Below are 22,817 nucleotides of genomic sequence, written 5' to 3' on the forward strand. Positions count from 1 at the left end.
ATGAAGACGATGACAAGAATGATGGCGATGCTTGCCGGTGCCGCTTATGTGGCGATGGCAACCGCCCCGGCGGCAGGTGCTGCGGAACTGCGCATGTCATGGTGGGGCGGCGAAAGCCGCCACGTCGCCACCCAGAAGGCCATTGCCGCCTGCGGCGAGAAATATGGCCACACGGTGAAGGGCGAATTTACCGGCTTCGATGGCTATCTGGAAAAGCTCACCACGCAGATGGCCGGCAAGACCGAAGCCGATATCGTTCAGGTCAACTGGCCTTGGCTGCCGCTCTTCTCCAGGAACGGCGAGGGCTTTGCGGATCTGCGCCAGCTGAAGCCGCTCGATCTTTCGCAATGGGCCGAGAGCGATCTGGGCGCAGGCTCGATGAACGGCGTGCTGCAGGGGCTTTCCGTCTCCACCACCGGCCGTGTCTTTTTCTTCAACGCCACCACTTTCGAAAAGGCCGGCGTGGAAATCCCGAAGAGCTGGGATGAGTTTTTCGCGGCAACCAAGACCATCAAGGAAAAGCTCGGCAAGGACTATTACACCTTCAATGCCGTGAAGGAGACTGCCCAGCTTCTGGTGACGCTGGCTGTCGTGCAGAAGACCGGCAAGGATCTGGTCGATCCCAAGACCAACCGCGTGGCCTGGACGCCGGAGGAGCTGGCCGAGGGTATCTCTTTCGTCGGCAAGCTGGTCGAAACCGGCTCCATCCGCTCCCAGAAAGAGGAAGCGGCCGATGGCAACGTCAATCTTTATGAAAAGCCGTCCTGGTCGGAAGGCCGGATTGCCGGCTCCTATGAATGGGATTCGACCTATTCGAAATATGCCGATCCGCTCAAGGAAGGGCAGGTTTTGAAACCCGTGCCGATGCTGAAGCGTGCCGATGCCGTGACAGAGGGCGTCTATCGCAAACCTTCCATGGTGTTTTCCATCTCGAAAAACTCCAGGAACCCGGAAGCGGCCGCGCAAATCCTGAACTGCCTGCTGAACGAACCTGAGGGCATCGATGCGCTCGGCACCTCGCGCGGCCTGCCCGCCTCGAAGGCCGCGGCTGCACGTCTGGGCGACAAGGGCGAGCCGGAGGTGCGGGCCGCCAACGCCATCGTCATGGCGGCATCGGGGCCGGTGGTGTCACCCTTCAACGAACATCCTGAAATCCGCTCGGGCTTCATCGATACGCTTGAGGAATATGCTTATGGCCAGTTGACGGCGGAAGAGGCGGCCGAGCAGATCATCGATACGACCAACGATGTTCTTGCCAAGTTCAATTGACGACAATCGCCCGCCGCCTCCATGGCGGCGGGCTCGCTAACCGACTACCGGAAGATGTGAGGCATGTCCGCCAAGGCCGGATAGGCACGAAAGACGAGAAAAGAACATGAACGAACCCATCATCATCGCGTCTTCGGCGCGAACGGCAGCGCTTTGCCTTGCCGTGCCTGGCGCGCGCTATTTCCTTCCGTCCAAAACGGAATGGCATCTGACGTCGGCGGATGGCGACGAAAGGAGCGGCGAAACAGCGACCGTGGTGACGCTGCTGCATGATCTCTCCCCGGATACCCGCTATGTCTTCGAAGCGGAGGGGTTAGGACGGCTGGAGTTCGGAACCGCCCCCTGTGCCGGGCTTGTCGAGGCTTTGGAATTCTCCCTTATGCCGGATGTTGCGCTCGATGATGAGACAGGCGCGCGCGCCAATGCGCAGGCGCTGGAAAGGGCAGTGGCTGCGGTGCCGCAGGGCGGCACGTTGCGTCTCGGGGCCGGTCTCTGGACGGCCTTTCCCGTACGCCTGAAAAGCAACATGGTCCTTCAGCTTGCCGAGGGAGCCGTGCTGCGCGCGCCTTCCAGCCGCAAAGGCTGGCCGATCCTGCCTGCCCGCGATGATGCAGGCCGCATGCTCGGAAGCTGGGAAGGCTTGCCGGATGCCTGTTTCGCCGCGCCCGTTCATGCCATCGGGGCGGATAATCTGGTCATCGAGGGTAGGGGCATTCTCGATGGTTCGGGCGACAGGGGCGACTGGTGGAGCTGGCCGAAAGAAACCCGCGACGGGGCGCGCCGGCCGCGCGGCCTGCATCTCGTTTCCTGCCGCAAAACCCGGCTTCTCGGTTTCACGATCCAAAACGCCGCCTCCTGGACGATCCATCCCCAGGGCTGTGAAGATTTGATCGCTGCCGGCCTCAGCATCGCCGCGCCGCATGACAGCCCGAACACCGATGGTTTCAACCCTGAAAGCTGCCGCAACGTCACAATATCGGGCGTGCGTTTTTCCGTCGGCGACGATTGCATCGCGGTGAAGGCGGGAAAGCGCGGAGCTGATGGCGAGGACGACCATCTTGCGGAAACCCGCGGCGTTCAGGTGCGTCATTGCCTGATGCAGCGTGGCCATGGCGGGCTGGTGATCGGTTCAGAAATGTCCGGCGGCGTGCATGACGTAGCGGTTGAGGATTGCGACATGGTCGGCACGGATCGCGGCCTGCGTCTCAAGACACGGCGCGGGCGGGGTGGTACCGTCAGCAACATCGCCATGCGCCGGGTGCTGCTGGATGGCGTGCAGACCGCGCTTTCCGCCAATGCCCACTATCATTGCGACGCCGATGGGCATGATGAATGGGTGCAATCGCGAAAACCCGCACCGGTCGATGGCGGCACGCCCTTTATCGACGGCATTACCGTGGAGGACGTCGAAATTCGCAATCTCTCCCATGCGGCCGGCGCTTTTCTCGGCCTTCCCGAAGCGCCCATCCGCAACGTCGCCATCCGCAATCTCACCATCGTCTCGCACGATCCGTCGGCCATCACGACGCCGCCAATCATGGCCGACCGGCTGCGTCCCATGCGCCATGAGGCGATTGTTTTCGAGCAGGCGCATATAGTCTGCGATAATCCCGCCCTGTTGAGCGATGCTTCCGTTTCCATTGTGTCAGATTCCGATTGAGAAAACCGATGAAAGTCACTGAATATTTTGACCAATTCTCCAGCCGCTATAAACATTACAAGGGCGGAAGCTGGTGTTATGAGGATGGATGTGTCTATCGCGGCCTGCAGCAGCTGTTCGAGGCCACCGGAGAAGTGCGCTGGAACGACCATCTGCACCGTCTGGCCGATGCACAGATAGCACCAGACGGCACGCTCGCCGGTTACGATCCGCAGGAATATAATATCGACCATATCCTCGCCGGCCGTATCCTCTTTCCCATTGCGGTGGAAACGGGCGATCCGCGTTACCTCGCTGCGGCGGAACATCTGGCGGGGCAACTACGCAGCCATCCGCGCATCGCATCCGGGAATTACTGGCACAAGAAGCGTTATCCGCATCAGGTCTGGCTGGACGGACTTTATATGGGGCTTCCTTTCCAGATCGAATATGCGCAGGCGACGGGCCGGGCGGAACTGATCGACGATGCGCTACGGCAGTTTTCAGCGGCGCTCGCGGCGACTGCGGATAGCGGTGGGCTCTATGCCCATGGTTACGACGATAGCCGCAGCCAGCGCTGGGCCGATCCTCAAAGCGGTAAGTCTCCCGCTATATGGGCGCGCGCGGTGGGTTGGCTCGCCATGGCGCTGGTGGACGCGCTGGCCATCCTGCCGGAGGACGGCGCGACGGCGGCGCTTCGCAAGAAGACGCAGTTGCTTTTGGCCGGAATCATCGCACGGCAGACCGAGGCCGGCCTCTGGATGCAGGTTCTCGACAATTCGGGCCTTGCGGGCAATTACGAGGAAACATCCGCCTCTGCCATGTGTGCCTATGCCTTGCTGCATGCGGCGCGGCTGAAGCTCGTACAGGGCGATGAGGCTAATGCCGCCCTTTCGGCGGGTCGCCGCGCGCTTGAAGCGCTTCTGGAAACGCGGCTGAAAGCCGATGAAGCGGGTGTGATGCGCCTCATCGGCATTGTGCATGTGGCGGGCCTTGGCGGTTTCGAGGGTAACTATCGCGATGGAACGCCGGAATATTATCTGACCGAGCCGGTGGTGTCCGACGATGCCAAGGGCGTCGGGCCGCTGATGATGGCCTATGCCGAAAACCTGCTTCTGGCCAAGCAGCAGAGGCAGGCTGTTTCAGCGGCGTGACATCACGCCGCCCTTACGAAGATCACGGTCTGGATCAGGCCTTGTTTCTTGTGATTGGCAATGGTGATCCTGCCGCCGAAGCGCTCGATGATTTCCTTGGCGATGGCAAGACCCAGCCCCACGCCGGGGATTGACTTGCGCCGCGCGAGGTCCACCCGGAAGAAAGGCTCGAAAACCCGTCCGAGAAGCTCCTGCGGAATGCCGGGGCCTTCGTCGCGGATCGTCACGACGATTTCCCTATCGTCCCCGGTCAGATCGATATACGCCTTCTTGCCGTGGGTGACGGCGTTCAGCACGAGGTTGCGCAGGGCTCTCTTGAGCGCATGCGGGGCGGCCTTGATGGTCATGGGCGCGTCCGGCGCGGTAAAATCGAGCGCGCCGGCATGGCCGAGATCGGAAAGTTCGCTTACGATTTCACCAAGCAGCCTGCCGATATCGATCGTCTTGATGCTGTCCTGGCTTACTTCCTCGCGCACCAGCAGAATGGCACTGTCGGCGATGGCGTCGAGCTCCTCAAGGTCCGCCAGCCATTTGGCGCGCTCCTCGTCGTTTTCGATGAATTCCGCCCTGAGCCGCAGACGGGTCATCGGTGTGCGAAGGTCGTGGCCTGCGGCGGCGACGAGGCGCATGCGGCTTTCCATCGCCGCCTTCAGGCGGCGGGAAAGTTCGTTCAGCGCCCGCGCCGTGGCGCGGATTTCGCCCGAGCCGGTTTCCGGCAGGTGCGGCAGCGAACCGTCCGGGCCGATGCTGGCGGCGGCATTTTCCAGCATGTCGAGCGGGCGGGTGATCTTGCGGGCGGCAAAGATGGACACCGCCGCACTGCCGAGAATGATGAGGCCGATCCACATGCCGAAACTCTTCCAGCCGCCGGGCGGCGGACCCATATGCGGAATTTCCGAAATCAACCATCCATCGGTTTTTAGCGCAATTGCCGCAACGGGAGCGGGATTTCTCCGCATGCGGAGGACCATGGCGGTGCGCGGCTCGCCAACGCGGGCCAGCGACTTCTCCAGAAAGTCCGACAGCAACGGGTCCAGATCGCCGTCCGGCGGTTTTCGCTGGATTTGGAAATAACCCGGCTGACGCAGGGAGGGATCGCGCTCGGCCATGGTCACGGCAAAGGCGAGGCTGCGGGCCAGCGGTTCCATGGCGCGATCGGGCGGCGGTGGTTGCAATGTCCGATCGGCCACCACCGTCGCAAGCGCGATGACGGCGACGATGGAGACGATCAGCAGGGCGGCGATGCGGTTTCTGAGCGAGCTCATCGCTGCACCGGCAGGGTTCTGACCTGAACCGTCATCTGGTAACCGCCATTGCGCACCGTCTTGAAGATCGGCGCGCGGGCGTCCGCATCCAGCTTCCTGCGCAGCCGGCTCATCAGCACGTCGATGGAGCGGTCGAAGGGGCCGCGATCCTTGCCCTGTGTCAGATCGAGAAGCTGATCGCGGGAGAGAAGCCGGCCGGGCCGGTCGAGAAACACCTTCAGCAGATCGAATTCCGCCCCCGTCAGCTCGATCTTCTCGCCGCCGGCGCGGGTGACGGAGCGCTGTTCCGGATCGGCGGTGAAATCCGCGAAATTATAAGTGGCGAATGGGGGGCGGGGTGCTTCATGCGGTGTCGCGCGGCGCAACACGGCCTTGATGCGCGCCGTCAATTCACGCGGATTGAAGGGTTTGCCGAGATAGTCGTCGGCGCCGATTTCCAGCCCGACGATCCGGTCGACATCTTCTTTCAGCGCGGTCAGGAGGATGACTGGCATGCGCGGCCGGCGGCCCTGCAGATCGCGGCAGATATCGAGGCCGGAGCCGTCGGGCAGCATCACGTCGAGCACGATGAGATCGGGATCGGAGCTTGCGATCCGTTCCTCGAATTCCCGCCTGTCGGCCGCCATCGAGACGCGAAATCCTTGCGAGCCGAGATATTTGGCGAGCAATGTGCGTATTTCCGGATCGTCATCGACGATCAATATATGTGTCACCGAAACCGTTGTCATATCGTCCAGCCTTTTGACGTCACTATACATAAGCGCTGCAAGTGGACGGCGGATTTTTGCAACGAAAGCTTTCCGAAGCCGCTTCGGCAACATTCGGTTACAAATCAGCCAGCCGCGGAACAGGACCGGAAACATTCGGACCAAAGCCGGAAACGCGGCGCTCCTATCGTCCTTCCATGTTGGAAAACGGAAGGAAGGTAAAATGAAACACGCACTACTGGTTACCACCGTCATCGTGACAGCTTTTCTCGGTGCTTCCGCCGCCGCGCAGGCTGAGGAGCCGAATGGACCTCCGCCGCCACACGCCGCGCCGCCGCCGGTCAATCCGGATTTCGGTCACGATTTCGGCCCGGACCTCGGCCCCGATTTCGGCCCGAATCCCGGTTTGGCGCGCGGCCCGGAGCATGGTCCGAATCGTCGGCCGCTGCCGCCGCACATGCGCGGTATGCCGGGGCGGCCGGATGTTCTCGGACTGGCGACGAGGCTTTCGGCAGCCGAAATCTATCTCGGCATCACGCCGGAGCAGCTTGGTCCGTGGCGCGCCTATACCACGGCGCTGATCGATCTCGTGTCACCTGTTGCGGAACAAAATCCGCCACCGCCGCCGCCTGTGCCGGGTGACAGCAAGGCCAGACCCGAGCCGCGTCTTGCCGGTGAGGAACTGGCGGGTGACATCGTGCGGAGGGCGGAAAAGGCGAAAGTCCTGCAGGACGCCGCCGCCGCGCTGAAACCGAAGCTGTTACCGCAGCAGGTGCTGAAACTTGCCGAACTGGAGCGTGCGCTGATGCCGCCGCCGCCGCCCGGCCCGCGCCACGGGCCTGCCGAACGTGATCGTCTTGCTCCCCCGCATGACGCGATGAGGCCGCCGGTTCCCGAGGCGGACCGGGGCTGACGCAACGCTTCGACATTTCCTCCTTGATCTGCCCCCCGGTAAAGGAGGAAATCAGCCGGCAACGGCTGCAGCCGGGGGATCGCTCGCCTGCGATCCCCCGTGTGCTCTTTATGAGGGGATGGAATATTTCGGCTGCCCGGCACTGATCGCCGTCGTTTTCGGTTCTCTGCCGGCCGGCGCGGCGGGGTGATATCCGCCGCTGCCGGTCACGCCTTGCTTTTTTCGACGAAACGGATGGCGTCGCCCACGGTCAGAATCGTATTCGCGGCGGAATCTGGAATTTCCACGCCGAACTCTTCCTCGATTTCCATGACGATCTGAACGGTCTCCAGGGAATCCGCACCGAGATCGTCAGCAAAACTGGCGTCGTCCACGATCGTGGCGGGGTCTGCGCCAAGCTGGTCCACGATGATTTTTCTGATACGCTCTGCAATGGTGGGCATGAAAAGGCTCCGCAAAAGTTGCTTGCCGCCGAACGTGCCCCATTTTGAATTCGCCGGATGATCCCTGCAAATCACATCGGATTTTTGTGAGGACAGCGCGGCGGAGTCAAAGGGGCAAGACATCGATGACATCCGGACGTAGCATGGCTTTCGCGAGTGTGAAAGGGTGCAGGCCTCCGGCAAGCGCGAGGCAAAATATCCGCGCGCCCGCAGCGTTGAACAGTTTTTGACTGGAATCTGTGAACCGCGACGCGGTAAAGCTCGTTTGTCTTGAACAAATTCGCCAAATCGCCGAGCATCACGCCATGGTCCAGTCGTTTCCGGAACGTTTCATCTTGCTCGATGGCATAAGGGGTGTGGCCGCCCTTTTTATCGTCCATCGTCATGCCGAGGCGCTGTTTGGAAAAAGCACGGCTTCGAGCTATCTCGCCGTGGACCTGTTTTTTGCACTCAGCGGGTTCGTGCTGGCGCATGCCTATGGCAGGAAGCTGGGCGAAGGGGTCATCACACCCGGCTTTTTCATGAAGGCGCGGTTTGCCCGTCTTTACCCGCTCTATGTGCTGGCGCTGGCCCTGATGGTTGCCTATTTCATCTGCCTTTACGTGCTGGGCCTGCCGACGCCGATCGACGATCTGCATCGCATGATCGATCCCGGCGAACTTGCCTTCGCGCTGGTGACGGGACTGCTGTTCTTGCCCGCGCCCTTCACGCTCACCCTGAACGGCGCATTGTTTCTCGTCAGCCCGGCATGGTCGCTTTTCAACGAGCTGGTGGTGAATGCGGCCTATGCCCGCTGGGGTGTGCGGGCCACGACGAAACAGACGGCCGTGGTGCTCGCCATCAGCGCCCTTGTGCTGATGGTGGCGGCGGCCGAGTTCGGCCGGCTGCACGCCGGTTTCCGCTGGCATGAAATGTATGCCGGCATGGGAAGGGTGTTCTTCTCGTTTTTTGCCGGTGTGCTGATTTATCGTTTCCGCAATCGCATGCCGGCGCTGAAGCCCGTGCAGGCGGCACTTTGTCTTCTGCTGGTCTGTTTCATCCTCGCCGTACCCATGTCGCGCGAGCTGCGGCCGTTTTTCGATCTTGTGGTCGTGCTGCTCGTCTGGCCGCTGCTGCTGTTCGTGGCCAGCAAGACGGTTCCGGGGCGCCGCGTGGAAATGGTGTCGGTATTTCTCGGCACGGCGTCCTATGCGGTCTATGTGCTGCATATCCCGCTTCTGGCCTGGACGGAGCTTCTCATCCCGGCGGTGCACAGGGAGAATTTCGGCCTGCCCGCCGGCATCGTCTTCCTGATCGCGACGACCTGCCTTTCATGGTATCTGACGGTCCATTACGATCAGCCGGTGCAGACATGGCTGAAGAGCCGGCTGAGAAGACGAACGGAAATCCGCCAGCCGGTGTGATCCTGTATTAGGCATTTCCAAGAAAAGCAGCTTCTGCTTTTTTCGTCGGAAAATGCAATGAAACAAGAAGTTGGAGTGTTTTCTCAATTCGGGAAAAAGTGAAAACGCTCTCGCTGCGTATCCTCAATAATGGGCGAAGATCGGGGCCGTCAGCACAAAAGCCGCAACGAGGCTGATGATCGTCAGTTTCGCCGCTCGCATGCGCCGCATTCTGCGGCCACTCCAGTCATACGTCATACTCACTCTCCACGCAGACGCAAAACTTACCGGCATGGAACCCTCCGGACCTCTTCGCAGGGCCGGTCAAGGTCCCGCAATTCAGCCTTCCATATGTCCATACCCAAGCCTCCCTGTCGCACCTGATCGCACGCGGGACGCTCAATTTGAGTGTTGCCTGATATATGGCATTTGCCAAGCCGTTATTTTCATCGGTGATTTTGAAGGCCGCTTTCGCGTGGGCGTTACGGGAAGGAGGGCCATCGCATCACCGGTAAAGAGGCGGCAGGCCCTGGATCGCATACCGCGGCAGCGGCTTCCATGGTTTCACGCGCTCATGTTTGTGAACGCCGAACAGAAACAGCATTTCCTCTGAAAGATCGGCGGGGTCCGTCACACCGTCCTGAAAGAGCTCGATCACCTTTCGGGCCGCATTGTTGTAGAGTTTCACCTCTTCATCCATGGTGTGGCGGTCATAACCGAGACCTTCGAGCACGGACTGAAGCATGTTGAGATCCTGCGACGTGATGATGCAATTTTCATATACGGAAGACATGACGTCCTCCTTTCTTGTGGGGCTTACAAAAGCCGGAGCATCGAACGCCCGCTCGGACGCCGTGCCGACGCTTCAACGCCTTGAAACGGGGCGACGCAAGGCAAACCGTTCCCGGCCCGTGCCGCTATGAATGTCGCGTAAATGCCGGATCGTTTCTGCCGATCGATGAAAAGGGGCAGAACAGGGCTCAAGGACGGCAAACAGGCCAAACGGCGGTAACGCCCTTCAACTACCAAAAAAAAGAGTGCGCCCTTTGCGGGGAATAGGCAAGTTAATTCCGGGATAGGTGCAGGGCATTCGCCGGCCAGACTGCAGGCAACAAAAAAGGCCGGGGCAATATTGCACCGACCTTCTCATATCGCTCTCAACACCAGTGCCAGTACATCCGTGGTCAAAAGTCTGAAGCGACTAAAACAACTGCGAACGACGATTTCATTCGCGCTCACCAGCAGTTGCTGTGAGTGTCATATAGATGGGCAATGTGGCCAAAACAAGTCCAGCGCCTTTGCAGACGCTTTTATTCATCGCGACCTGTCTGCCCGAACCAAGGACGACGTTACTTCTTTTTGCCATCCGCCGTCGTGGCGTTGGCAAACTTGACCTGTGATCCCGCCGGTGTCGCTGCGGGGGCTTTGGTCTTGTCCTTTTTCGGTTTGCGGATTTCCTTGTTGCTGCGCAATTGACCTTTGGCCATGGGTGTTCTCCTCACACTGGGCTTGACGTCGGGCGAAAGCGGTTATTTCTTCGCCCGATCGAGCTTCTGCCGGTCCCGCAATGATCGATGCGGCCCGGTTACGTCTTTCCGGACCGCTTCTTGCCGGGAACAGGTTCGGTCGGGACAGTCGCCGCTTCCTGTGCTTCGCGAAGCTGGCGAAGGCGTTCCGTTTTGCGGGCGCGCTGGTCGGCTTCGGCATTTATGATCTGTCTGGCGGCGCTATCCGTCAGTGATGCCTTGTCTTGCGCGGATAGTTTACCGGGTTTGAAAAACACCTCTTTCGTCGCGGCCATGGCATTCTCCTTTACGGAAGAGCGGTATCGAACGGTTACCGGGGGCGAACAACCTTCTTGGGGGCGGGCAGCAGCCCTTCGCGTTGCATTTTTTTCCTGGCCAGCTTGCGGTGGCGACGTACGGCTTCGGCTTCTTCACGAACGCGCTTTTCCGACGGCTTTTCATAGGACTGCCGGGCCCGCATTTCGCGAAGGATGCCCTCGCGCTGCAATTTCTTTTTCAGGACGCGAAGCGCCTGCTCCACATTATTGTCTCGGACGAGTACCTGCAAGAATATCTCCTTTAAGCAGCCTCCGCCGCTATTTTCTGATTTTAATCGTATTCAGATTGATCCAGCTCGATCCGGCTTCGCGCGGCGAGGGGCTTTCGCTCCTGCCCGGCCGGGTTGGTGTCGAAGTGGGCACATCTATCTCATCGAGCGCGATGCTGCGCTCGAAATTTTCATGCTGGAAACGCACCCTGTAGCGAACCGTCCCCTGCGCCTCCGGCATAACCGATACGATCCGGCCGGGACCGTCGGGCTGGTTGCCGCCCAGCACGCCCGGCTTCAGAAAGACAGCGTCGCCGCAACGGTAGGGATTTTTGCGCATAAGAACCTCCAGGGCCCAAAAACAAAAGGCCGGGCTTTGACCCGACCTCTCACAATCATTCAAACCTCCAGCCAGTACATCCGTGGTCTGGAGTTCAAATGACGAATATCAAGCTGCCTGAAGATTGTCGGCAGAGCTTTTTCCGGACCGGCGGTCCTGAACGATCTCATAGCTGATCTTCTGGCCGTCGTTGAGCGAACGCATACCTGCGCGCTCTACAGCGGAAATGTGAACGAAAACGTCCGCGCCGCCATTGTCAGGCTGAATGAAGCCGAAGCCCTTGGTGGCGTTGAACCACTTTACAGTACCAGTGTTCATAACGATTTCCTTTCGTAGAATCGTTGGGGTTCCCGCGATACCTTGCGGAATTAGATCGATTATTTGAGAGGAAATCCGACGGGGAACATAGTGTTCCAGAAACGACGTCACAAGCAATGGTCGATAAAGGGAATATAGGCTCAATTTTTGATTTTGCAATGGGCCGGGAATGAAAAAACGGTCGCCGACAATCGCGTGCAGGGCAAGCGGTTGTTTTCACGCGCTTTTCTCCATCGTTTCCGTCTGCCCGCGTAGCTGCGGGCCTTTGGCGCCCAGGCGCATCAGCCGCCGCCGGGAGATACGTCCTTCGCACCCTCGTCCGGCAGGCTGCCCGCACCCGGCGTCTTGTCGTAATCTGTAAGGGACGGTTTGGCATGCGGGCCGGCGGGGGGAATTTCGCTCGGTCTGGAAGCTTCTTTTCCGGTCTTTTTCGGTTTGGTTTTTTTCGTCATATCCGCGTTCTCCTTCTGGAGGAAAACGCCGGGGAGAAGGTGAAGTTCCGCCGCCCCGCCGCCTGCCGTGCAGGCTTTTGCCGTCAGCGGCGGGAGCGCGGTTTTTTCTCTTCGCGGTTCATGTCGCGTCCGACCCATTTGAAAAACAAAACGAGGCTGACGCCGATGATGATGAGCGGAACGAAGGATTCAAAACTGGACATGACTCACTCTTTCTTACCCCGGCGACCATTTTATCGGCAAGGAAGAAGCGCGTAATCTGCGGAATATCGTCCGTTCTTTTTGGCAGTTTCAGCGTGCGGCCCGCGATCCGAGCGGCCGCACGCCGACATGGGTTACAGGGGCAGCGATTTTACCGGCTGGGAGCCACCCTCGCGGGCGCTTTTCAGCGCCGCGACGCCACAGAGGACGGACATGGCGCCGGCGCGCGAACCCGCCCGCTGACGCAGCCGGTCGTTGGAGCCCGGCTTGAAGATCATGTCGCGCATGCGGTTGTCACCGCCATAATGGCCGCCCGGCTCATGCGGCACCCAGATGCGTTCGACACCGCCGCCGAAACTTTTCACCAGTAGGATTTCGTCGGCCGGCGGCTCCGTCCACGGCTGCTTTTCATATTGGCGCATCTCGATGCGGCCCTTATGGCCGTTGAAGGCGATGTGGTGGCCCTCGATCGGCATATAGGTGTTCAGCGAATAGGAGACCTGCACGCCGCTGGCGTAACGGATCGACGCACTCATCGTATCGGGGATGTCGATCTCCTCACGGAAGACGCAGGCATCCCGCATATAGCCATCGATGCTCGACGGGTCTTCATAGAGTGCGTCGAGGAAGGGATCGGCGCCGAGATCCATGAAATAATCGCACTCGCCTTTGTGCGGACAGGTGCGACAGCGCGTTCCCCGGAACGGCCCGTTCCTGCCATAATGCAGCAATTGCCCGAAGCCCTTTACCTCCACGGGATCGGAATCGAGATACCAGTTCAGGAGATCGAAATGGTGGGTGGCCTTGTGCACGAACAGGCTGCCGGAATGTTCGGTGAAGGCATGCCAGCGGCGGAAATAATCCGCGCCGTGCTGGTTATCGAGATACCAGTGAAAATCGACCGAGGTAACCGTGCCGATGGCGCCGTCATCGATCAGTTCCTTGATGCGGGCGGCGGTGGGAGAGAAACGATAATTGAAGGAGACGTCGACCCGGCGGCCGCTTTTGGCTTCGGCTGCACGAATGCGGTCGATCTTTTCCGGGGTGGTGGTCATCGGTTTTTCGCTGATGACATCGGCGCCGCCCTCAAGCGCACGGATGATGATGTCGTCATGGGTGTCGTCCGGCGTGCAGACGATCACCAGTTCGGGCCGCTGCTCCACCATCATCCGCTCGAAATCATCGTAGAGCGGCGCGCTCGATCCCATCATGGCGCGGGCGCGTTCGGCGCGCATCAGGTTGAGGTCGCAAATGCCGACAAGCTCGACATAGTCGCTCCAGCCGGCCAGCAATTCGCGGCCCCACATGGTGGTGCCGCGATTGCCGGTGCCGACCAGCGCATAGCGTTTGCGTTTCACCCTTTCAGGCATTGTCTCTCTCCCGGATAATCAACAAACAGTCTTGAAACGCTCCACCACGGTGGCGAGAACCTCGTCCATCGGGCGGGTCTGCCAGCGGTGCGAAAAGATTTCCACTTCCTGCGGGCCGTGGAAGCCGGCGGCCTCGATCATGGCGCGAAACGCCTTGAGGTCAATCACGCCGTCACCCATCATGCCGCGATCATTGAGCGGATCGGTGGTCGGCACCAGCCAGTCGCAGATATGGTGGGCGAGGATTTGCCCGTTCCTGCCGGCGCGCGCCACCTGCTCCTCCAGTTCCGGGTCCCACCAGACGTGGTAGACGTCGATGGCGACCCCGGTGCCTGCACCCAGCCGGTCGCAGAGATCGAGCGACTGTTTCAGCGTGTTGAAGCAGGCGCGATCGGCGGCATAGAAGGGATGCAGCGGTTCGATGGCCAGCGGCACACCGGCGGCCCGTGCATAGGGCAGAAGCTCAGTCATGCCGTCCTCCACCATCTGCCGCGCGCCCTTCAGATCGCGAGAGCCTGCAGGCAGGCCGCCCACGACAAGCACGAGGCAGTCAGCCTTCATGGCGGCGGCCTCATCGACTGCGCGTTTATTGTCTTCGATCGCCAGGCGGCGGCCTTCCGCAGTGGGGGCAGGGAAAAAGCCGCCGCGGCAATGGCCGCTGAGGCGCAGACCGTTCTGTTCGACGATGCGGGCAGCTTCGGCAAGCCCGACGCCGTGCACCTGCTCGCGCCAGGGCGAAATGGCGGTGATGCCATGTGCAAGGCAGGCATCAACGATGGCGCCGAAATTGCCGCCCTGCCGCACGGTGGCGAAATTGATGGAAAGGCCTTCAAGGCTCATGTCGGTATCTCCCCTCGTTCTGCTTCAGCTGATGCCCCGCACAGTCAGGAACGTCTTCATGCGGTGGGTGGCGAGATCGGGTTCGGCCAGCACATTGGCCTTGTCCGCCAGCCGGAAAAGTTCTGCGAAATGCCGGGTGGAGCGGGTGCTTTCCTGCCCGCCGACCATGGTGAAATGGTCCTGCAACCCGTTGAGGTAGGCGAGGAACACCACGCCGGTCTTGTAGAAGCGGGTCGGGGCCTTGAAGATATGGCGCGACAGCGCCACCGTCGGCTCGAGAATGTCAAAAAACTCATTGTCCGCGCCGCGTTTCAGGCTGGCCAACGCCTTGGAGGCCGCCGGTGCGATGGCATCGAAAATGCCGAGCAGCGCGTCCGAATGGCCCTGCTCATCGCCGGCGATCAGTTCGGCATAATTGAAGTCGTCGCCGGTATACATGCGCACGCCTGCTGGCAGACGGCGGCGCATCACGATTTCCTTTTCCTTGGAGAGAAGCGAAATCTTGATGCCATCGATCTTTTCGGCATTCTCCTCGATCATGGCAAGGCAGGTTTCCATGGCCTGCATGTGGTCACCGGAACCCCAGTAGCCCTCAAGCGCCGGATCGAACATTTCACCCAGCCAATGGATCACCACCTTCTGGTCCGCGCGGGAAAGAACCCTGGCATAGGCCTCGAGATAATCATCCGGCGAGCGGGCGGTTGCGGCCAGCGCGCGGCTGGCCATCAGGATCACGCGCCCACCTCCTCCATGAACAAAATCAAGCTGTTCGAGGTAAGAGTCGACAATATGGTTGAGGTCATGGCCGCCGCCATTCAGGTGGTCGGTGCCCACCCCGCAGGCAATCAGCGCATCCTTGCGGCTGGCTGCTTCCTTCAGCGAGCGGGAGATGAGTTCCTGCGCCTGCGGCCATGCCAGCCCCATGCCGCGCTGCGCCGTATCCATGGCCTCGGCAACACCAAGGCCGAGGTCCCAGAGGCGATGGCGAAAGCGCAAGGTCGCGTCCCAGTCAATGGCGGGCGTCAGCCACGGGTCGTTATCGACAAGCGGATCGGCCACCACATGGGCGGCGGCAAAAGCGACGCGGTTGAAATCCGCGGCACTTCGTTTTTCAACCGCGACCGGCGTACCGGACAGCTTGTAGACCTCGATGCTGCGATCTTCCTTTGGAAGCTTGAGTTCGCTCACGGCCGCCTCCTCAGGAAAGGGCTGGAACGTCGAGCCAGCGGCGTTCCTTCCACGATCTCAGTCCAAGCTCGGCAAGCTGCACGCCCTTCACGCCTTCCATCAGCCCATAGGGCCACGGGTCGTTATCGACGAGGTGGCGCACGAACATCTCCCACTGCGCCTTGAAGCCGTTGTCGTAGACGACATTGTCCGGCACTTCCTGCCAGGTCTTGTAGAAATCGATGGTCTGCGGCTGGTCGGGGTTCCACACCGGCTTTGGCGTGTTGGTGCGGTGCTGCGTAAAGCATTTTGTGAGGCCTGCCACCGCCGAACCATGGGTGCCGTCCACCTGGAAGGTGACGAGATCGTCGCGGCGCACGCGAACGGCCCATGAGGAATTGATATGGGCGATGGCGCCGCCTTCCAGCTCGAAGGTCGCATAGGCCGCATCATCCGCATCCGCCTTATAGGCTTTGCCCTGCTCGTCGAAGCGTTCCGGAATGTGGGTGGCGCCAAGGCAGCTTACGGATTTTACCGGCCCGAACAGATTGTCGAGCACGTAACGCCAGTGGCACAGCATATCGAGAATGATGCCGCCGCCATCCTTCAGGCGGTAGTTCCACGAAGGGCGCTGCGCCGGCTGCCAATCGCCCTCGAAAACCCAGTAACCGAACTCGCCGCGCACCGAGAGGATCTTGCCGAAGAAACCGCTGTCGCGCAGCATGGCCAGCTTGCGAAGGCCTGGCAGGAACAGCTTGTCCTGCACCACGCCGTGTTTGATGCCGGCGCTTTCGGCGAGCCGGGCAATTGCCAGCGCCTCTTCCATCGTGTCGGAAATCGGCTTTTCGCAATAGACGTTCTTGCCGGCCTTGATTGCCTTCTCCAGCAGGCTGCCGCGCATCTGCGTCGTGCCGGCATCGAAGAACAGCGTATCATCGGGGTTTGCCAATGCCGCATCAAGGTCGGTCGTCCACCGGGCGACATTGTGCTTTCTGGCGATTTCTTCGATCTTCGCGCCGTTGCGGCCGACGAGGATGGGGTCGAACATGACCCTTTCGCCGCTCTTCAAAAGCACACCGCCCTGGTCGCGAATGGCGAGAACGGAGCGCACGAGATGCTGGTTGTAACCCATGCGGCCAGTGATGCCGTGCATGATGACGCCGATACGTTTCATGAATTTCCTCCCAAGGCGACCTTTTCCCGCAAGGTCGCTTCCGTCAAACATGGCAATTTGTAACCATTTGGTTATTTGTGGTCGCGAAGAAGGCGATCTGTCAAGGTGTTTTCGGCAGGAAAAATTCGGATATCGCATGCTGCGGCCATTGCGTGTCTTCACCGCGCCGCAAAAGAAAACGACGCGCTTCGCGGGTGCGAATGGCGCGTCGTCACTGTTGTTAAAAGAGAATTCGGCTCGACTGGCTCAGACCGGCCGCACCGCAGCAAGCAGGGTGTTGACGATGTGCTGGCCCCAGCGTTCCAGCTCGGCCGGGTCGGTCAGGTCGCGCTGGAAGATCGTCGAGAGCGTGAACCGGTTCGACAGATAAAAGGCGCCGAGCGAGGCGATGGTCAGATAGACGTCGATCGGATCAAGGCCGTCGCGGAATTCGCCGGCATCGCTGCCGCGCCGCAGCACGTCTTCAAGTTCCGAAATGAAATTCGAATGCATCGCGGTGATCGTCGGGGATTGCCTGAGATATCGGGCTTTATTGAGGTTTTCTGTCGCGAGGATGCTCAGGAATTCCGGGTGGTCGAGGAAGTAGTGCCAGGTGAAAAGCGCAAGTTCCCTTAACCCCTCCGAAGGGGCCTTTCGGGCGAGATCGAGCCGCCTTTCGGTGTGACGGATATGGCGATAGGCGTCTTCCAGGACGGCAAGGTAAAGCGCATCCTTGTCGCCAAAATAATGATAGATCATCCGCTTGTTGGTGCCGGCGCGACGGGCGACGACATCGATTCGTGCCCCCGCCAGCCCCTTTGCCGCCACCTCGCGGCGGGCCGCCTCAAGGATCGCGGCCCGGGTTCTTTCCGGGTTTCTGACCTGTGTCGTCGCGCGTTTGCGCTTGGGCGCCGGCGTTTCTTCCGTGGCCGTGTCGAGTGGCTGGTTTTTTGTCGTTTCTTCCATTTCAGCACCCGCTTGACAATGTTGGTGATCGGTGTTCCCATGTAACCAATTAGTTATAAAACGGCAAGTGTCGTTTACGTTCATCATCAATTGGCAGTCAATAGGGAGGAGTTGCCAATGCCCATGATGCTTAAGAGGAGAACTGTGCTTTCAACAGGGCTTGCGGCCCTGTCGCTTGCAACATTGGGGGGAGGGTCGGCGCAAGCGCAGGCCGCGCGCCTTCGCATGTTGTGGTGGGGGTCACAGGAACGTGCCGATCGTACCAATAAGGCGATTGCGGCTTACAAGCAGGTGAAGCCCGATCTCGACATTGCCGGCGAATTTGCCGGCTGGAGCGATTATTGGCCGCGCCTTGCCACGCAGGTGGCGGGCCGCAATGCGCCCGACCTGATCCAGATGGATTATCGTTATATCTTCGAATATGGCCGTCGCGGCGCGCTGGCGCCGCTCGATGACTATATCGGCAAGGGCCTGAAGATCGAGGATTTCGGCAAGATGAACATCGATTCCGGTCGGGTCGATGGCAAGCTTTACGGCATCAATCTCGGGGTCAATTCGAGTGCGGTCTTCTTTGACAAGGCGGCCTGGGAAAAATCCGGCGCGACACCGCCGTCCATCGGCCAGACCTGGGAGGAGTTTGCCGAAAACGCCGCCAAGCTCAGCAAGAACAAGCCGAAACCCGGTTATTATGCCACGGCCGATGCGAGCGGCGTGGAGCCGAGCTTCGAAAACTGGCTGCGCCAGAATGGCAAGTCGCTTTATACGCAGGATGGCGCCATCGGCTTCGATCCGACCGATGCGACCAAATGGTTCACTCTGTGGGCGGATCTGCGCAAGAGCGGCGCCTGTGTGCCGGCCGACGTGCAGGCGCTGGATCAGCTCAATATCGAAACCAACCCTCTGACGACCGGCAAGGCGGCCACCGCTTTTGCCCATTCCAACCAGTTCGTCGGTTATCAGAAGCTCAACAAGTCCAAGCTTGCGATAAGCTCCTATCCGAAGAGCACGAAGGATGGTCCTTCCGGTCACTATCTGAAACCCTCCATGCTGATCAGTGTTGCCGCCGGCAGCCCCGGCATCGAGCAGGCGGTCGGTTTCATCAACTTCCTCGTCGCCGAACCGCAGGGCATCGATATTCTCGGTGTCGAGCGCGGTGTTCCTGCCTCGGAATCCATGCGCAGCCAGTTGAGCAGCAAGCTCGACGAGGTCAGCAAGATCATGGTGGATTATATCGCCGAGATTACCCCCGGCGTCGGCGATCTGCCGCCGGCACCGCCTCCGGGCGCGGGCGAATTCGCCTTCGTTTTGAAACGCACGGCGGAAGAAGTTGGCTTCGGCAAGATCACGCCGGAAGAGGGCGGTGACCGCCTCGTCAAGGAATCCGAAACCGTTATCAAACGGAAGTGATGGTTTATGGCCTTTCGATCTGAAACTCTTGTGGGGGAGAGCCGTGGCGCGGCTCTCCCGAAGCGGGGCGGCGTGAAGCGGATGTTCGACCGCAACATTCATGCCTACCTGTTTCTCCTGCCCTGGCTGATCGGCTTTTTCGGCCTCACGCTGGGCCCGGCGCTTGCGTCGCTTTATCTGTCCTTCACCAATTACGACCTGTTGCAGTCTCCGGACTGGGTGGGGGCGGCCAATTATGTGCGCATCGCCACCGCCGACCCGAAATTTGCCGCCGCCATGCAGGTGACGTTTACCTATGTGCTGCTGTCGGTGCCACTGAAGCTGATCTTCGCGCTTCTCGTAGCGCTCGCTTTCAATCGCGGCATCAAGGGGCTCACGCTTTACCGGGCGATCTTCTACCTGCCGTCGCTGCTGGGTTCGAGTGTCGCTATCGCCGTTCTCTGGCGCCAGCTTTTCGCTTCGGACGGTCTCGTCAACATGGTCCTCTGGCAGGCCTTCGGTTACGAAGGGCCAAGCTGGATTTCCAATCCGGATTATTCGATCTATACGCTGGTCATCCTGTCCGTCTGGCAGTTCGGTTCGCCGATGATCATCTTCCTCGCCGGGCTCAGGCAAATCCCGCAGGATATGTATGAAGCCGCCGAGATCGACGGTGCGAGCAAGGTGCGGCAATTCTTCCGCATTACCCTGCCGCTTCTGACGCCGGTGATCTTCTTCAATGCGGTGATCCAGACGATCGATGCCTTCAAGGCCTTCACGCCCGCCTTCATCATTTCCGAGGGCACCGGCGGGCCGATCAATTCGACGCTGTTCTACACGCTTTATCTCTACCAGGAAGCCTTCGGTTTCTTCCGCATGGGTTACGCCTCGGCGCTTGCCTGGATTTTGGTGATCATCATCTCGCTGTTCACGGCCTTCTCGTTCCTCAGCGCGAAATACTGGGTGCATTACGATGACTGATGCTGTTACCGCCCCCCGGCCGGGCCTAGGCCCGCAACGCTCGCCGCTGAAATCGGTGATGCTCCACACGGCGCTGATCATTGCGTCCTTCGCGATGCTCTATCCGATCCTGTGGATGATATCCGGTTCCTTCCGGCCGCAGGACGAGCTGTTCGGCTCTTCCTCACTCATCCCCTCGGCGGTCGATGTCGGCGGTTATATTCGCGGCTGGACAGGGCTGCAGGTGAGTTTCGGGCAGTTCTTCTGGAACTCCTTCTTCATTTCGGTGCTCGCCACCATAGGAAACGTCGTCGGTTGTTCGCTCGCCGCCTTCGCCTTCGCAAGGCTTCGCTTCGGTGGCCGCAATTTCTGGTTCGCGCTGATGCTCGGCACCCTGATGTTGCCCTATCACGTCGTGCTCATCCCGCAATATATCCTGTTTCTGGAAATGGGCTGGGTGAACACTTCGCTGCCGCTGATCGTGCCGAAGTACCTCGCGACGGACGCTTTCTTCATCTTCCTGATGGTGCAGTTCTTCCGTGGCATTCCGCGTGAGCTGGACGAGGCGGCCGTCATGGATGGCTGCTCGCCCTTCCGTATCTACTGGAAGATCATGCTGCCCTTGTCGCTGCCGGTGCTGGCGACGGCCGCCATCTTTTCCTTCATCTGGACCTGGGACGATTTCTTCGGGCCGCTGATCTATCTGAACGACATCAACACCTACACCGTGCAGCTCGGCCTCCGCTCTTTCGTGGATTCCACCGGCAGCTCGGACTGGACCTCGCTTTTCGCCATGTCCAACCTGTCGCTGGTGCCGGTCTTCCTGTTCTTCCTGTTTTTCCAGCGGCTGCTGATCGAAGGCATCGCGACCACGGGAATGAAACGCTGAACGGAACCCGGATCGGGAACGTATTTTATAAAGATATCAACACTGTCGCCGCCGCTCTTCATGCGGCGCGGCAGTCGGGAGAAACAGCATGGCAAGCAGCATTACGCTCGAAAAAATCGTCAAGCGGTTCGGCGCTTTTCCAGTCATCCACGGTATCGATCTGAAGATCGAGCCGGGCGAATTCACCGTTTTCGTCGGCCCCTCGGGCTGCGGAAAATCCACACTCCTGCGCATGATCGCCGGGCTTGAGGAAATCTCCGAAGGCGATCTGCGTATCGATGGCGAAAGGGTCAACGAGACCGCGGCCTCCAAACGCGGCATTGCCATGGTCTTCCAGTCCTATGCGCTTTATCCGCATATGAGCGTTTACAAGAACCTCGCTTTCGGCCTCGAAACGGCGGGTTACAAGAAGCCTGAAATTCAAGCGCGGGTGCAGAAGGCCGCCGATATCCTGCAGATCGGCCCGCTTTTGCAACGCAAGCCCAAGGCGCTTTCCGGTGGTCAGCGCCAGCGTGTCGCCATCGGCCGCGCCATCGTGCGCGAACCGAAAATCTTCCTGTTCGATGAACCGCTCTCCAACCTCGATGCGGAACTGCGCGTGCAGATGCGCGTCGAAATCGCCAAGCTGCACCAGACGCTCGGCAGCACCATGATCTATGTGACGCATGACCAGGTGGAAGCCATGACCATGGCCGACAAGATCGTCGTGTTGCGTGACGGTCGCATCATGCAGGTCGGCCGGCCGCTCGATCTTTACAACAATCCGGCCAACCAGTTCGTGGCCGGTTTCATCGGCTCGCCGAAGATGAATTTCCTCTCCGCAAAGGTGGCCTCCGGCGACAGTTCCAACCGCACCATCGAAGTGGCCGGCCGGCGCATCGTATTGGAAAAACCGGTTGCCGCCCAGCAGGGCGAGCCGCTCACCTTCGGCGTACGCCCGGAGCATGTGAACCCGCAGGCACAATCGGCCTCGCTTGGTGACGCCTCGATCCAGCTTGTCGAACATCTCGGTGGCTCGACGGTGGTCTACACCGCTACCCCCGACGGCCAGCCCGCCACCGTGTTGCTGGACGGCCAGCGCCATATCCGCATCGGCGAGACCATTCCTTTTGCGTTTGATCTGGCGAAAACGCACCTGTTCGGGGCGGATGGGCGTCGGATATGATTGAGCAGTTGTCCTATGCCGCGTGTCTCGGGCGTCCGGGCCGGCGGGGACGGAAATGAGCATGTAATAGAAGCGGGTCGCGCTGGGTGGCCCGCAGCAGCATTTTGACCGCGTGGCTTACCGGCGCGCCAGCGCGGTAGTTATTCCACGTTCGTAATGTGACACCGAGAAAATCCGCCGCCTCATTATTGGAAAGGCCGATGTCCTCCTGCCATTTGCGTAAATCGTCGACGTAGAAGTCCCGCTGGTCCTCTGCTATCTGGTAAAGATGATAGGCGTCGATCGCCAAATCCTCTCCGTTCCATTCCACGCTGGCACCATAGTCGGTGACTGTCGCGGTATTCCAGATATCCGCTGAACGGAGGGGATTTAGCATCTCTCCCCCCGTTGCGATCCATCCCGTCAGATCGGCCGTTGACCGCCCGCCGTCGGCCCAGTCGATGGTGAGTGAGCTAGGCGCGCAGGGGAGGATGGCTTTCACGCGTGGTGTCATGACTTGCTTCCCTTTTCTACAATGGGAAAACGCGGGTTCGTGCGATTCCATTCCTCGACAATCAGGCTCCCATTGGTTTTCGCCAAAGCCTCGGCCTCCGCCCTGCGAGAGAGTTTGCCACGCAGGATTTCCAGAGTTTCTATGTCGACAAGGGCATCCGCATCGGGTGTTATGATGTGAAAATGCGGTCGCAGGTGATCGTTCGCATACACGCGGATGATGATGTTTCCGATTTGAATAAGTTTACCCATCCAGCACCCACAGCACTCATAAAATATAGTGCATAATTTTCA

At 60.0% G+C, this 22,817-nt stretch carries 26 protein-coding genes; 9 read left to right on the top strand and 17 right to left on the bottom strand.

From position 1 onward, the window contains the following. The 3 genes from O3S81_RS18375 (at nucleotide 1) to O3S81_RS18385 (ending at nucleotide 4,062) form a co-directional block, all read left to right on the top strand. Entirely contained in the window at nucleotides 1-1,269 is a 1,269-nt protein-coding gene (locus tag O3S81_RS18375; RefSeq protein ID WP_269345489.1) for an ABC transporter substrate-binding protein, read from the top strand. Between the two features lie 106 nt (nucleotides 1,270-1,375). After that, nucleotides 1,376-2,929 (top strand): polygalacturonase PglA, encoded by a 1,554-nt coding sequence (pglA, locus tag O3S81_RS18380; protein ID WP_269345490.1) that lies wholly within the window; start codon nucleotides 1,376-1,378, stop codon nucleotides 2,927-2,929. Between the two features lie 8 nt (nucleotides 2,930-2,937). Further along, nucleotides 2,938-4,062, top strand: coding sequence for a glycoside hydrolase family 88/105 protein (locus tag O3S81_RS18385; protein WP_269345491.1), 1,125 nt, complete (start codon nucleotides 2,938-2,940; stop codon nucleotides 4,060-4,062). A gap of 2 nt (nucleotides 4,063-4,064) precedes the next feature. Here O3S81_RS18385 and O3S81_RS18390 read toward each other — a convergent pair whose 3' ends face one another. Both O3S81_RS18390 and O3S81_RS18395 read right to left on the bottom strand, forming a co-directional pair. Further along, nucleotides 4,065-5,327 (bottom strand): ATP-binding protein, encoded by a 1,263-nt coding sequence (locus tag O3S81_RS18390; protein ID WP_269345494.1) that lies wholly within the window; start codon nucleotides 5,325-5,327, stop codon nucleotides 4,065-4,067. Next, nucleotides 5,324-6,055 carry a response regulator gene (locus O3S81_RS18395; protein WP_269345496.1) on the bottom strand — a complete coding sequence of 244 codons (732 nt, stop codon included), beginning with the start codon at nucleotides 6,053-6,055 and terminating at the stop codon, nucleotides 5,324-5,326. Before O3S81_RS18395 ends, O3S81_RS18390 begins: the two co-directional genes overlap by 4 nt. Nucleotides 6,056-6,257: 202 nt before the next feature. Between O3S81_RS18395 and O3S81_RS18400 the strand changes: the two genes are divergently transcribed. Next, on the top strand, nucleotides 6,258-6,947 hold the full coding sequence (locus tag O3S81_RS18400; RefSeq protein WP_269345498.1) for a hypothetical protein: 690 nt from the start codon (nucleotides 6,258-6,260) through the stop codon (nucleotides 6,945-6,947). 206 nt (nucleotides 6,948-7,153) lie between these two features. Here O3S81_RS18400 and O3S81_RS18405 read toward each other — a convergent pair whose 3' ends face one another. Then, a complete protein-coding gene (locus O3S81_RS18405; RefSeq protein WP_269345500.1) occupies nucleotides 7,154-7,390 on the bottom strand; it encodes an acyl carrier protein in 237 nt (78 codons plus the stop codon). Between the two features lie 305 nt (nucleotides 7,391-7,695). On the opposite strand from O3S81_RS18405, the gene O3S81_RS18410 reads away from it, so the two are divergent. Continuing rightward, nucleotides 7,696-8,793 carry an acyltransferase family protein gene (locus tag O3S81_RS18410; protein WP_269345502.1) on the top strand — a complete coding sequence of 366 codons (1,098 nt, stop codon included), beginning with the start codon at nucleotides 7,696-7,698 and terminating at the stop codon, nucleotides 8,791-8,793. 484 nt (nucleotides 8,794-9,277) lie between these two features. Here the strand turns inward: O3S81_RS18410 and O3S81_RS18415 are convergent, their stop codons facing one another. The 12 genes from O3S81_RS18415 to O3S81_RS18470 form a co-directional block, all read right to left on the bottom strand. After that, nucleotides 9,278-9,565: a hypothetical protein gene (locus O3S81_RS18415; RefSeq protein ID WP_269345505.1), complete on the bottom strand. Its 288-nt coding sequence runs from the start codon at nucleotides 9,563-9,565 to the stop codon at nucleotides 9,278-9,280. Between the two features lie 556 nt (nucleotides 9,566-10,121). Beyond that, nucleotides 10,122-10,259: a hypothetical protein gene (locus O3S81_RS18420; RefSeq protein ID WP_269345507.1), complete on the bottom strand. Its 138-nt coding sequence runs from the start codon at nucleotides 10,257-10,259 to the stop codon at nucleotides 10,122-10,124. Between the two features lie 98 nt (nucleotides 10,260-10,357). Then, on the bottom strand, nucleotides 10,358-10,573 hold the full coding sequence (locus O3S81_RS18425) for a hypothetical protein (RefSeq protein ID WP_269345509.1): 216 nt from the start codon (nucleotides 10,571-10,573) through the stop codon (nucleotides 10,358-10,360). A gap of 35 nt (nucleotides 10,574-10,608) precedes the next feature. Further along, nucleotides 10,609-10,845: a 30S ribosomal protein S21 gene (gene rpsU, locus O3S81_RS18430; protein WP_269345511.1), complete on the bottom strand. Its 237-nt coding sequence runs from the start codon at nucleotides 10,843-10,845 to the stop codon at nucleotides 10,609-10,611. A 28-nt stretch (nucleotides 10,846-10,873) separates the two neighbouring features. Next, nucleotides 10,874-11,164 (bottom strand): cold-shock protein, encoded by a 291-nt coding sequence (locus O3S81_RS18435; protein WP_269345513.1) that lies wholly within the window; start codon nucleotides 11,162-11,164, stop codon nucleotides 10,874-10,876. 108 nt (nucleotides 11,165-11,272) lie between these two features. Continuing rightward, nucleotides 11,273-11,482, bottom strand: coding sequence for a cold-shock protein (locus O3S81_RS18440; protein WP_003520191.1), 210 nt, complete (start codon nucleotides 11,480-11,482; stop codon nucleotides 11,273-11,275). A 281-nt stretch (nucleotides 11,483-11,763) separates the two neighbouring features. Beyond that, a complete protein-coding gene (locus O3S81_RS18445; protein ID WP_269345516.1) occupies nucleotides 11,764-11,934 on the bottom strand; it encodes a hypothetical protein in 171 nt (56 codons plus the stop codon). Between the two features lie 335 nt (nucleotides 11,935-12,269). Further along, the gene (locus tag O3S81_RS18450) at nucleotides 12,270-13,505 is read right to left on the bottom strand and encodes a Gfo/Idh/MocA family protein (protein ID WP_269345517.1); all 1,236 of its coding nucleotides are present in this window, start codon (nucleotides 13,503-13,505) and stop codon (nucleotides 12,270-12,272) included. Between the two features lie 18 nt (nucleotides 13,506-13,523). Then, entirely contained in the window at nucleotides 13,524-14,345 is an 822-nt protein-coding gene (locus O3S81_RS18455; RefSeq protein WP_269345519.1) for a sugar phosphate isomerase/epimerase family protein, read from the bottom strand. A gap of 24 nt (nucleotides 14,346-14,369) precedes the next feature. Continuing rightward, entirely contained in the window at nucleotides 14,370-15,533 is a 1,164-nt protein-coding gene (locus O3S81_RS18460; protein ID WP_269345521.1) for a dihydrodipicolinate synthase family protein, read from the bottom strand. A 10-nt stretch (nucleotides 15,534-15,543) separates the two neighbouring features. Next, the gene (locus O3S81_RS18465; protein ID WP_269345523.1) at nucleotides 15,544-16,686 is read right to left on the bottom strand and encodes a Gfo/Idh/MocA family protein; all 1,143 of its coding nucleotides are present in this window, start codon (nucleotides 16,684-16,686) and stop codon (nucleotides 15,544-15,546) included. A gap of 246 nt (nucleotides 16,687-16,932) precedes the next feature. After that, nucleotides 16,933-17,631 (bottom strand): TetR/AcrR family transcriptional regulator, encoded by a 699-nt coding sequence (locus O3S81_RS18470; RefSeq protein WP_269345525.1) that lies wholly within the window; start codon nucleotides 17,629-17,631, stop codon nucleotides 16,933-16,935. Nucleotides 17,632-17,748: 117 nt separating this feature from the next. Here O3S81_RS18470 and O3S81_RS18475 point away from each other — a divergent pair, with 117 nt between their 5' ends. The 4 genes from O3S81_RS18475 (at nucleotide 17,749) to O3S81_RS18490 (ending at nucleotide 22,031) form a co-directional block, all read left to right on the top strand. Beyond that, on the top strand, nucleotides 17,749-19,038 hold the full coding sequence (locus O3S81_RS18475) for an ABC transporter substrate-binding protein (RefSeq protein ID WP_269345526.1): 1,290 nt from the start codon (nucleotides 17,749-17,751) through the stop codon (nucleotides 19,036-19,038). 81 nt (nucleotides 19,039-19,119) lie between these two features. Further along, nucleotides 19,120-19,998, top strand: coding sequence for a carbohydrate ABC transporter permease (locus tag O3S81_RS18480; protein ID WP_269345781.1), 879 nt, complete (start codon nucleotides 19,120-19,122; stop codon nucleotides 19,996-19,998). Next, the gene (locus tag O3S81_RS18485; RefSeq protein WP_269345528.1) at nucleotides 19,991-20,866 is read left to right on the top strand and encodes a carbohydrate ABC transporter permease; all 876 of its coding nucleotides are present in this window, start codon (nucleotides 19,991-19,993) and stop codon (nucleotides 20,864-20,866) included. The genes O3S81_RS18480 and O3S81_RS18485 overlap by 8 nt, the downstream gene beginning before the upstream one ends. Nucleotides 20,867-20,954: 88 nt before the next feature. Next, nucleotides 20,955-22,031, top strand: coding sequence for an ABC transporter ATP-binding protein (locus tag O3S81_RS18490; protein ID WP_269345530.1), 1,077 nt, complete (start codon nucleotides 20,955-20,957; stop codon nucleotides 22,029-22,031). A gap of 13 nt (nucleotides 22,032-22,044) precedes the next feature. Here the strand turns inward: O3S81_RS18490 and O3S81_RS18495 are convergent, their stop codons facing one another. Together O3S81_RS18495 and O3S81_RS18500 are read right to left on the bottom strand one after the other, a co-directional pair. After that, nucleotides 22,045-22,524 carry a hypothetical protein gene (locus O3S81_RS18495; RefSeq protein ID WP_269345532.1) on the bottom strand — a complete coding sequence of 160 codons (480 nt, stop codon included), beginning with the start codon at nucleotides 22,522-22,524 and terminating at the stop codon, nucleotides 22,045-22,047. Continuing rightward, nucleotides 22,521-22,775, bottom strand: coding sequence for a DUF4160 domain-containing protein (locus O3S81_RS18500; protein WP_269345534.1), 255 nt, complete (start codon nucleotides 22,773-22,775; stop codon nucleotides 22,521-22,523). The genes O3S81_RS18495 and O3S81_RS18500 overlap by 4 nt, the downstream gene beginning before the upstream one ends. Nucleotides 22,776-22,817: the final 42 nt, after the last annotated feature.

The organism is Agrobacterium sp. SOY23 (assembly GCF_027212525.1).
Taxonomy (GTDB): Bacteria; Pseudomonadota; Alphaproteobacteria; order Rhizobiales; family Rhizobiaceae; genus Agrobacterium; species Agrobacterium tumefaciens_I.

What these genes read in the sequence shown, in the direction of transcription:
- O3S81_RS18375 (WP_269345489.1), top strand. Translation starts at nt 1, where the DNA reads ATGAAGACGATGACAAGAATGATGGCGATGCTTGCCGGTGCCGCTTAT.
- pglA (WP_269345490.1), top strand. Translation starts at nt 1,376, where the DNA reads ATGAACGAACCCATCATCATCGCGTCTTCGGCGCGAACGGCAGCGCTT.
- O3S81_RS18385 (WP_269345491.1), top strand. Translation starts at nt 2,938, where the DNA reads ATGAAAGTCACTGAATATTTTGACCAATTCTCCAGCCGCTATAAACAT.
- O3S81_RS18390 (WP_269345494.1), bottom strand. Translation starts at nt 5,327, where the DNA reads ATGAGCTCGCTCAGAAACCGCATCGCCGCCCTGCTGATCGTCTCCATC.
- O3S81_RS18395 (WP_269345496.1), bottom strand. Translation starts at nt 6,055, where the DNA reads ATGACAACGGTTTCGGTGACACATATATTGATCGTCGATGACGATCCG.
- O3S81_RS18400 (WP_269345498.1), top strand. Translation starts at nt 6,258, where the DNA reads ATGAAACACGCACTACTGGTTACCACCGTCATCGTGACAGCTTTTCTC.
- O3S81_RS18405 (WP_269345500.1), bottom strand. Translation starts at nt 7,390, where the DNA reads ATGCCCACCATTGCAGAGCGTATCAGAAAAATCATCGTGGACCAGCTT.
- O3S81_RS18410 (WP_269345502.1), top strand. Translation starts at nt 7,696, where the DNA reads ATGGTCCAGTCGTTTCCGGAACGTTTCATCTTGCTCGATGGCATAAGG.
- O3S81_RS18415 (WP_269345505.1), bottom strand. Translation starts at nt 9,565, where the DNA reads ATGTCTTCCGTATATGAAAATTGCATCATCACGTCGCAGGATCTCAAC.
- O3S81_RS18420 (WP_269345507.1), bottom strand. Translation starts at nt 10,259, where the DNA reads ATGGCCAAAGGTCAATTGCGCAGCAACAAGGAAATCCGCAAACCGAAA.
- O3S81_RS18425 (WP_269345509.1), bottom strand. Translation starts at nt 10,573, where the DNA reads ATGGCCGCGACGAAAGAGGTGTTTTTCAAACCCGGTAAACTATCCGCG.
- O3S81_RS18435 (WP_269345513.1), bottom strand. Translation starts at nt 11,164, where the DNA reads ATGCGCAAAAATCCCTACCGTTGCGGCGACGCTGTCTTTCTGAAGCCG.
- O3S81_RS18440 (WP_003520191.1), bottom strand. Translation starts at nt 11,482, where the DNA reads ATGAACACTGGTACTGTAAAGTGGTTCAACGCCACCAAGGGCTTCGGC.
- O3S81_RS18445 (WP_269345516.1), bottom strand. Translation starts at nt 11,934, where the DNA reads ATGACGAAAAAAACCAAACCGAAAAAGACCGGAAAAGAAGCTTCCAGA.
- O3S81_RS18450 (WP_269345517.1), bottom strand. Translation starts at nt 13,505, where the DNA reads ATGCCTGAAAGGGTGAAACGCAAACGCTATGCGCTGGTCGGCACCGGC.
- O3S81_RS18455 (WP_269345519.1), bottom strand. Translation starts at nt 14,345, where the DNA reads ATGAGCCTTGAAGGCCTTTCCATCAATTTCGCCACCGTGCGGCAGGGC.
- O3S81_RS18465 (WP_269345523.1), bottom strand. Translation starts at nt 16,686, where the DNA reads ATGAAACGTATCGGCGTCATCATGCACGGCATCACTGGCCGCATGGGT.
- O3S81_RS18470 (WP_269345525.1), bottom strand. Translation starts at nt 17,631, where the DNA reads ATGGAAGAAACGACAAAAAACCAGCCACTCGACACGGCCACGGAAGAA.
- O3S81_RS18475 (WP_269345526.1), top strand. Translation starts at nt 17,749, where the DNA reads ATGCCCATGATGCTTAAGAGGAGAACTGTGCTTTCAACAGGGCTTGCG.
- O3S81_RS18480 (WP_269345781.1), top strand. Translation starts at nt 19,120, where the DNA reads ATGTTCGACCGCAACATTCATGCCTACCTGTTTCTCCTGCCCTGGCTG.
- O3S81_RS18485 (WP_269345528.1), top strand. Translation starts at nt 19,991, where the DNA reads ATGACTGATGCTGTTACCGCCCCCCGGCCGGGCCTAGGCCCGCAACGC.
- O3S81_RS18490 (WP_269345530.1), top strand. Translation starts at nt 20,955, where the DNA reads ATGGCAAGCAGCATTACGCTCGAAAAAATCGTCAAGCGGTTCGGCGCT.
- O3S81_RS18495 (WP_269345532.1), bottom strand. Translation starts at nt 22,524, where the DNA reads ATGACACCACGCGTGAAAGCCATCCTCCCCTGCGCGCCTAGCTCACTC.
- O3S81_RS18500 (WP_269345534.1), bottom strand. Translation starts at nt 22,775, where the DNA reads ATGGGTAAACTTATTCAAATCGGAAACATCATCATCCGCGTGTATGCG.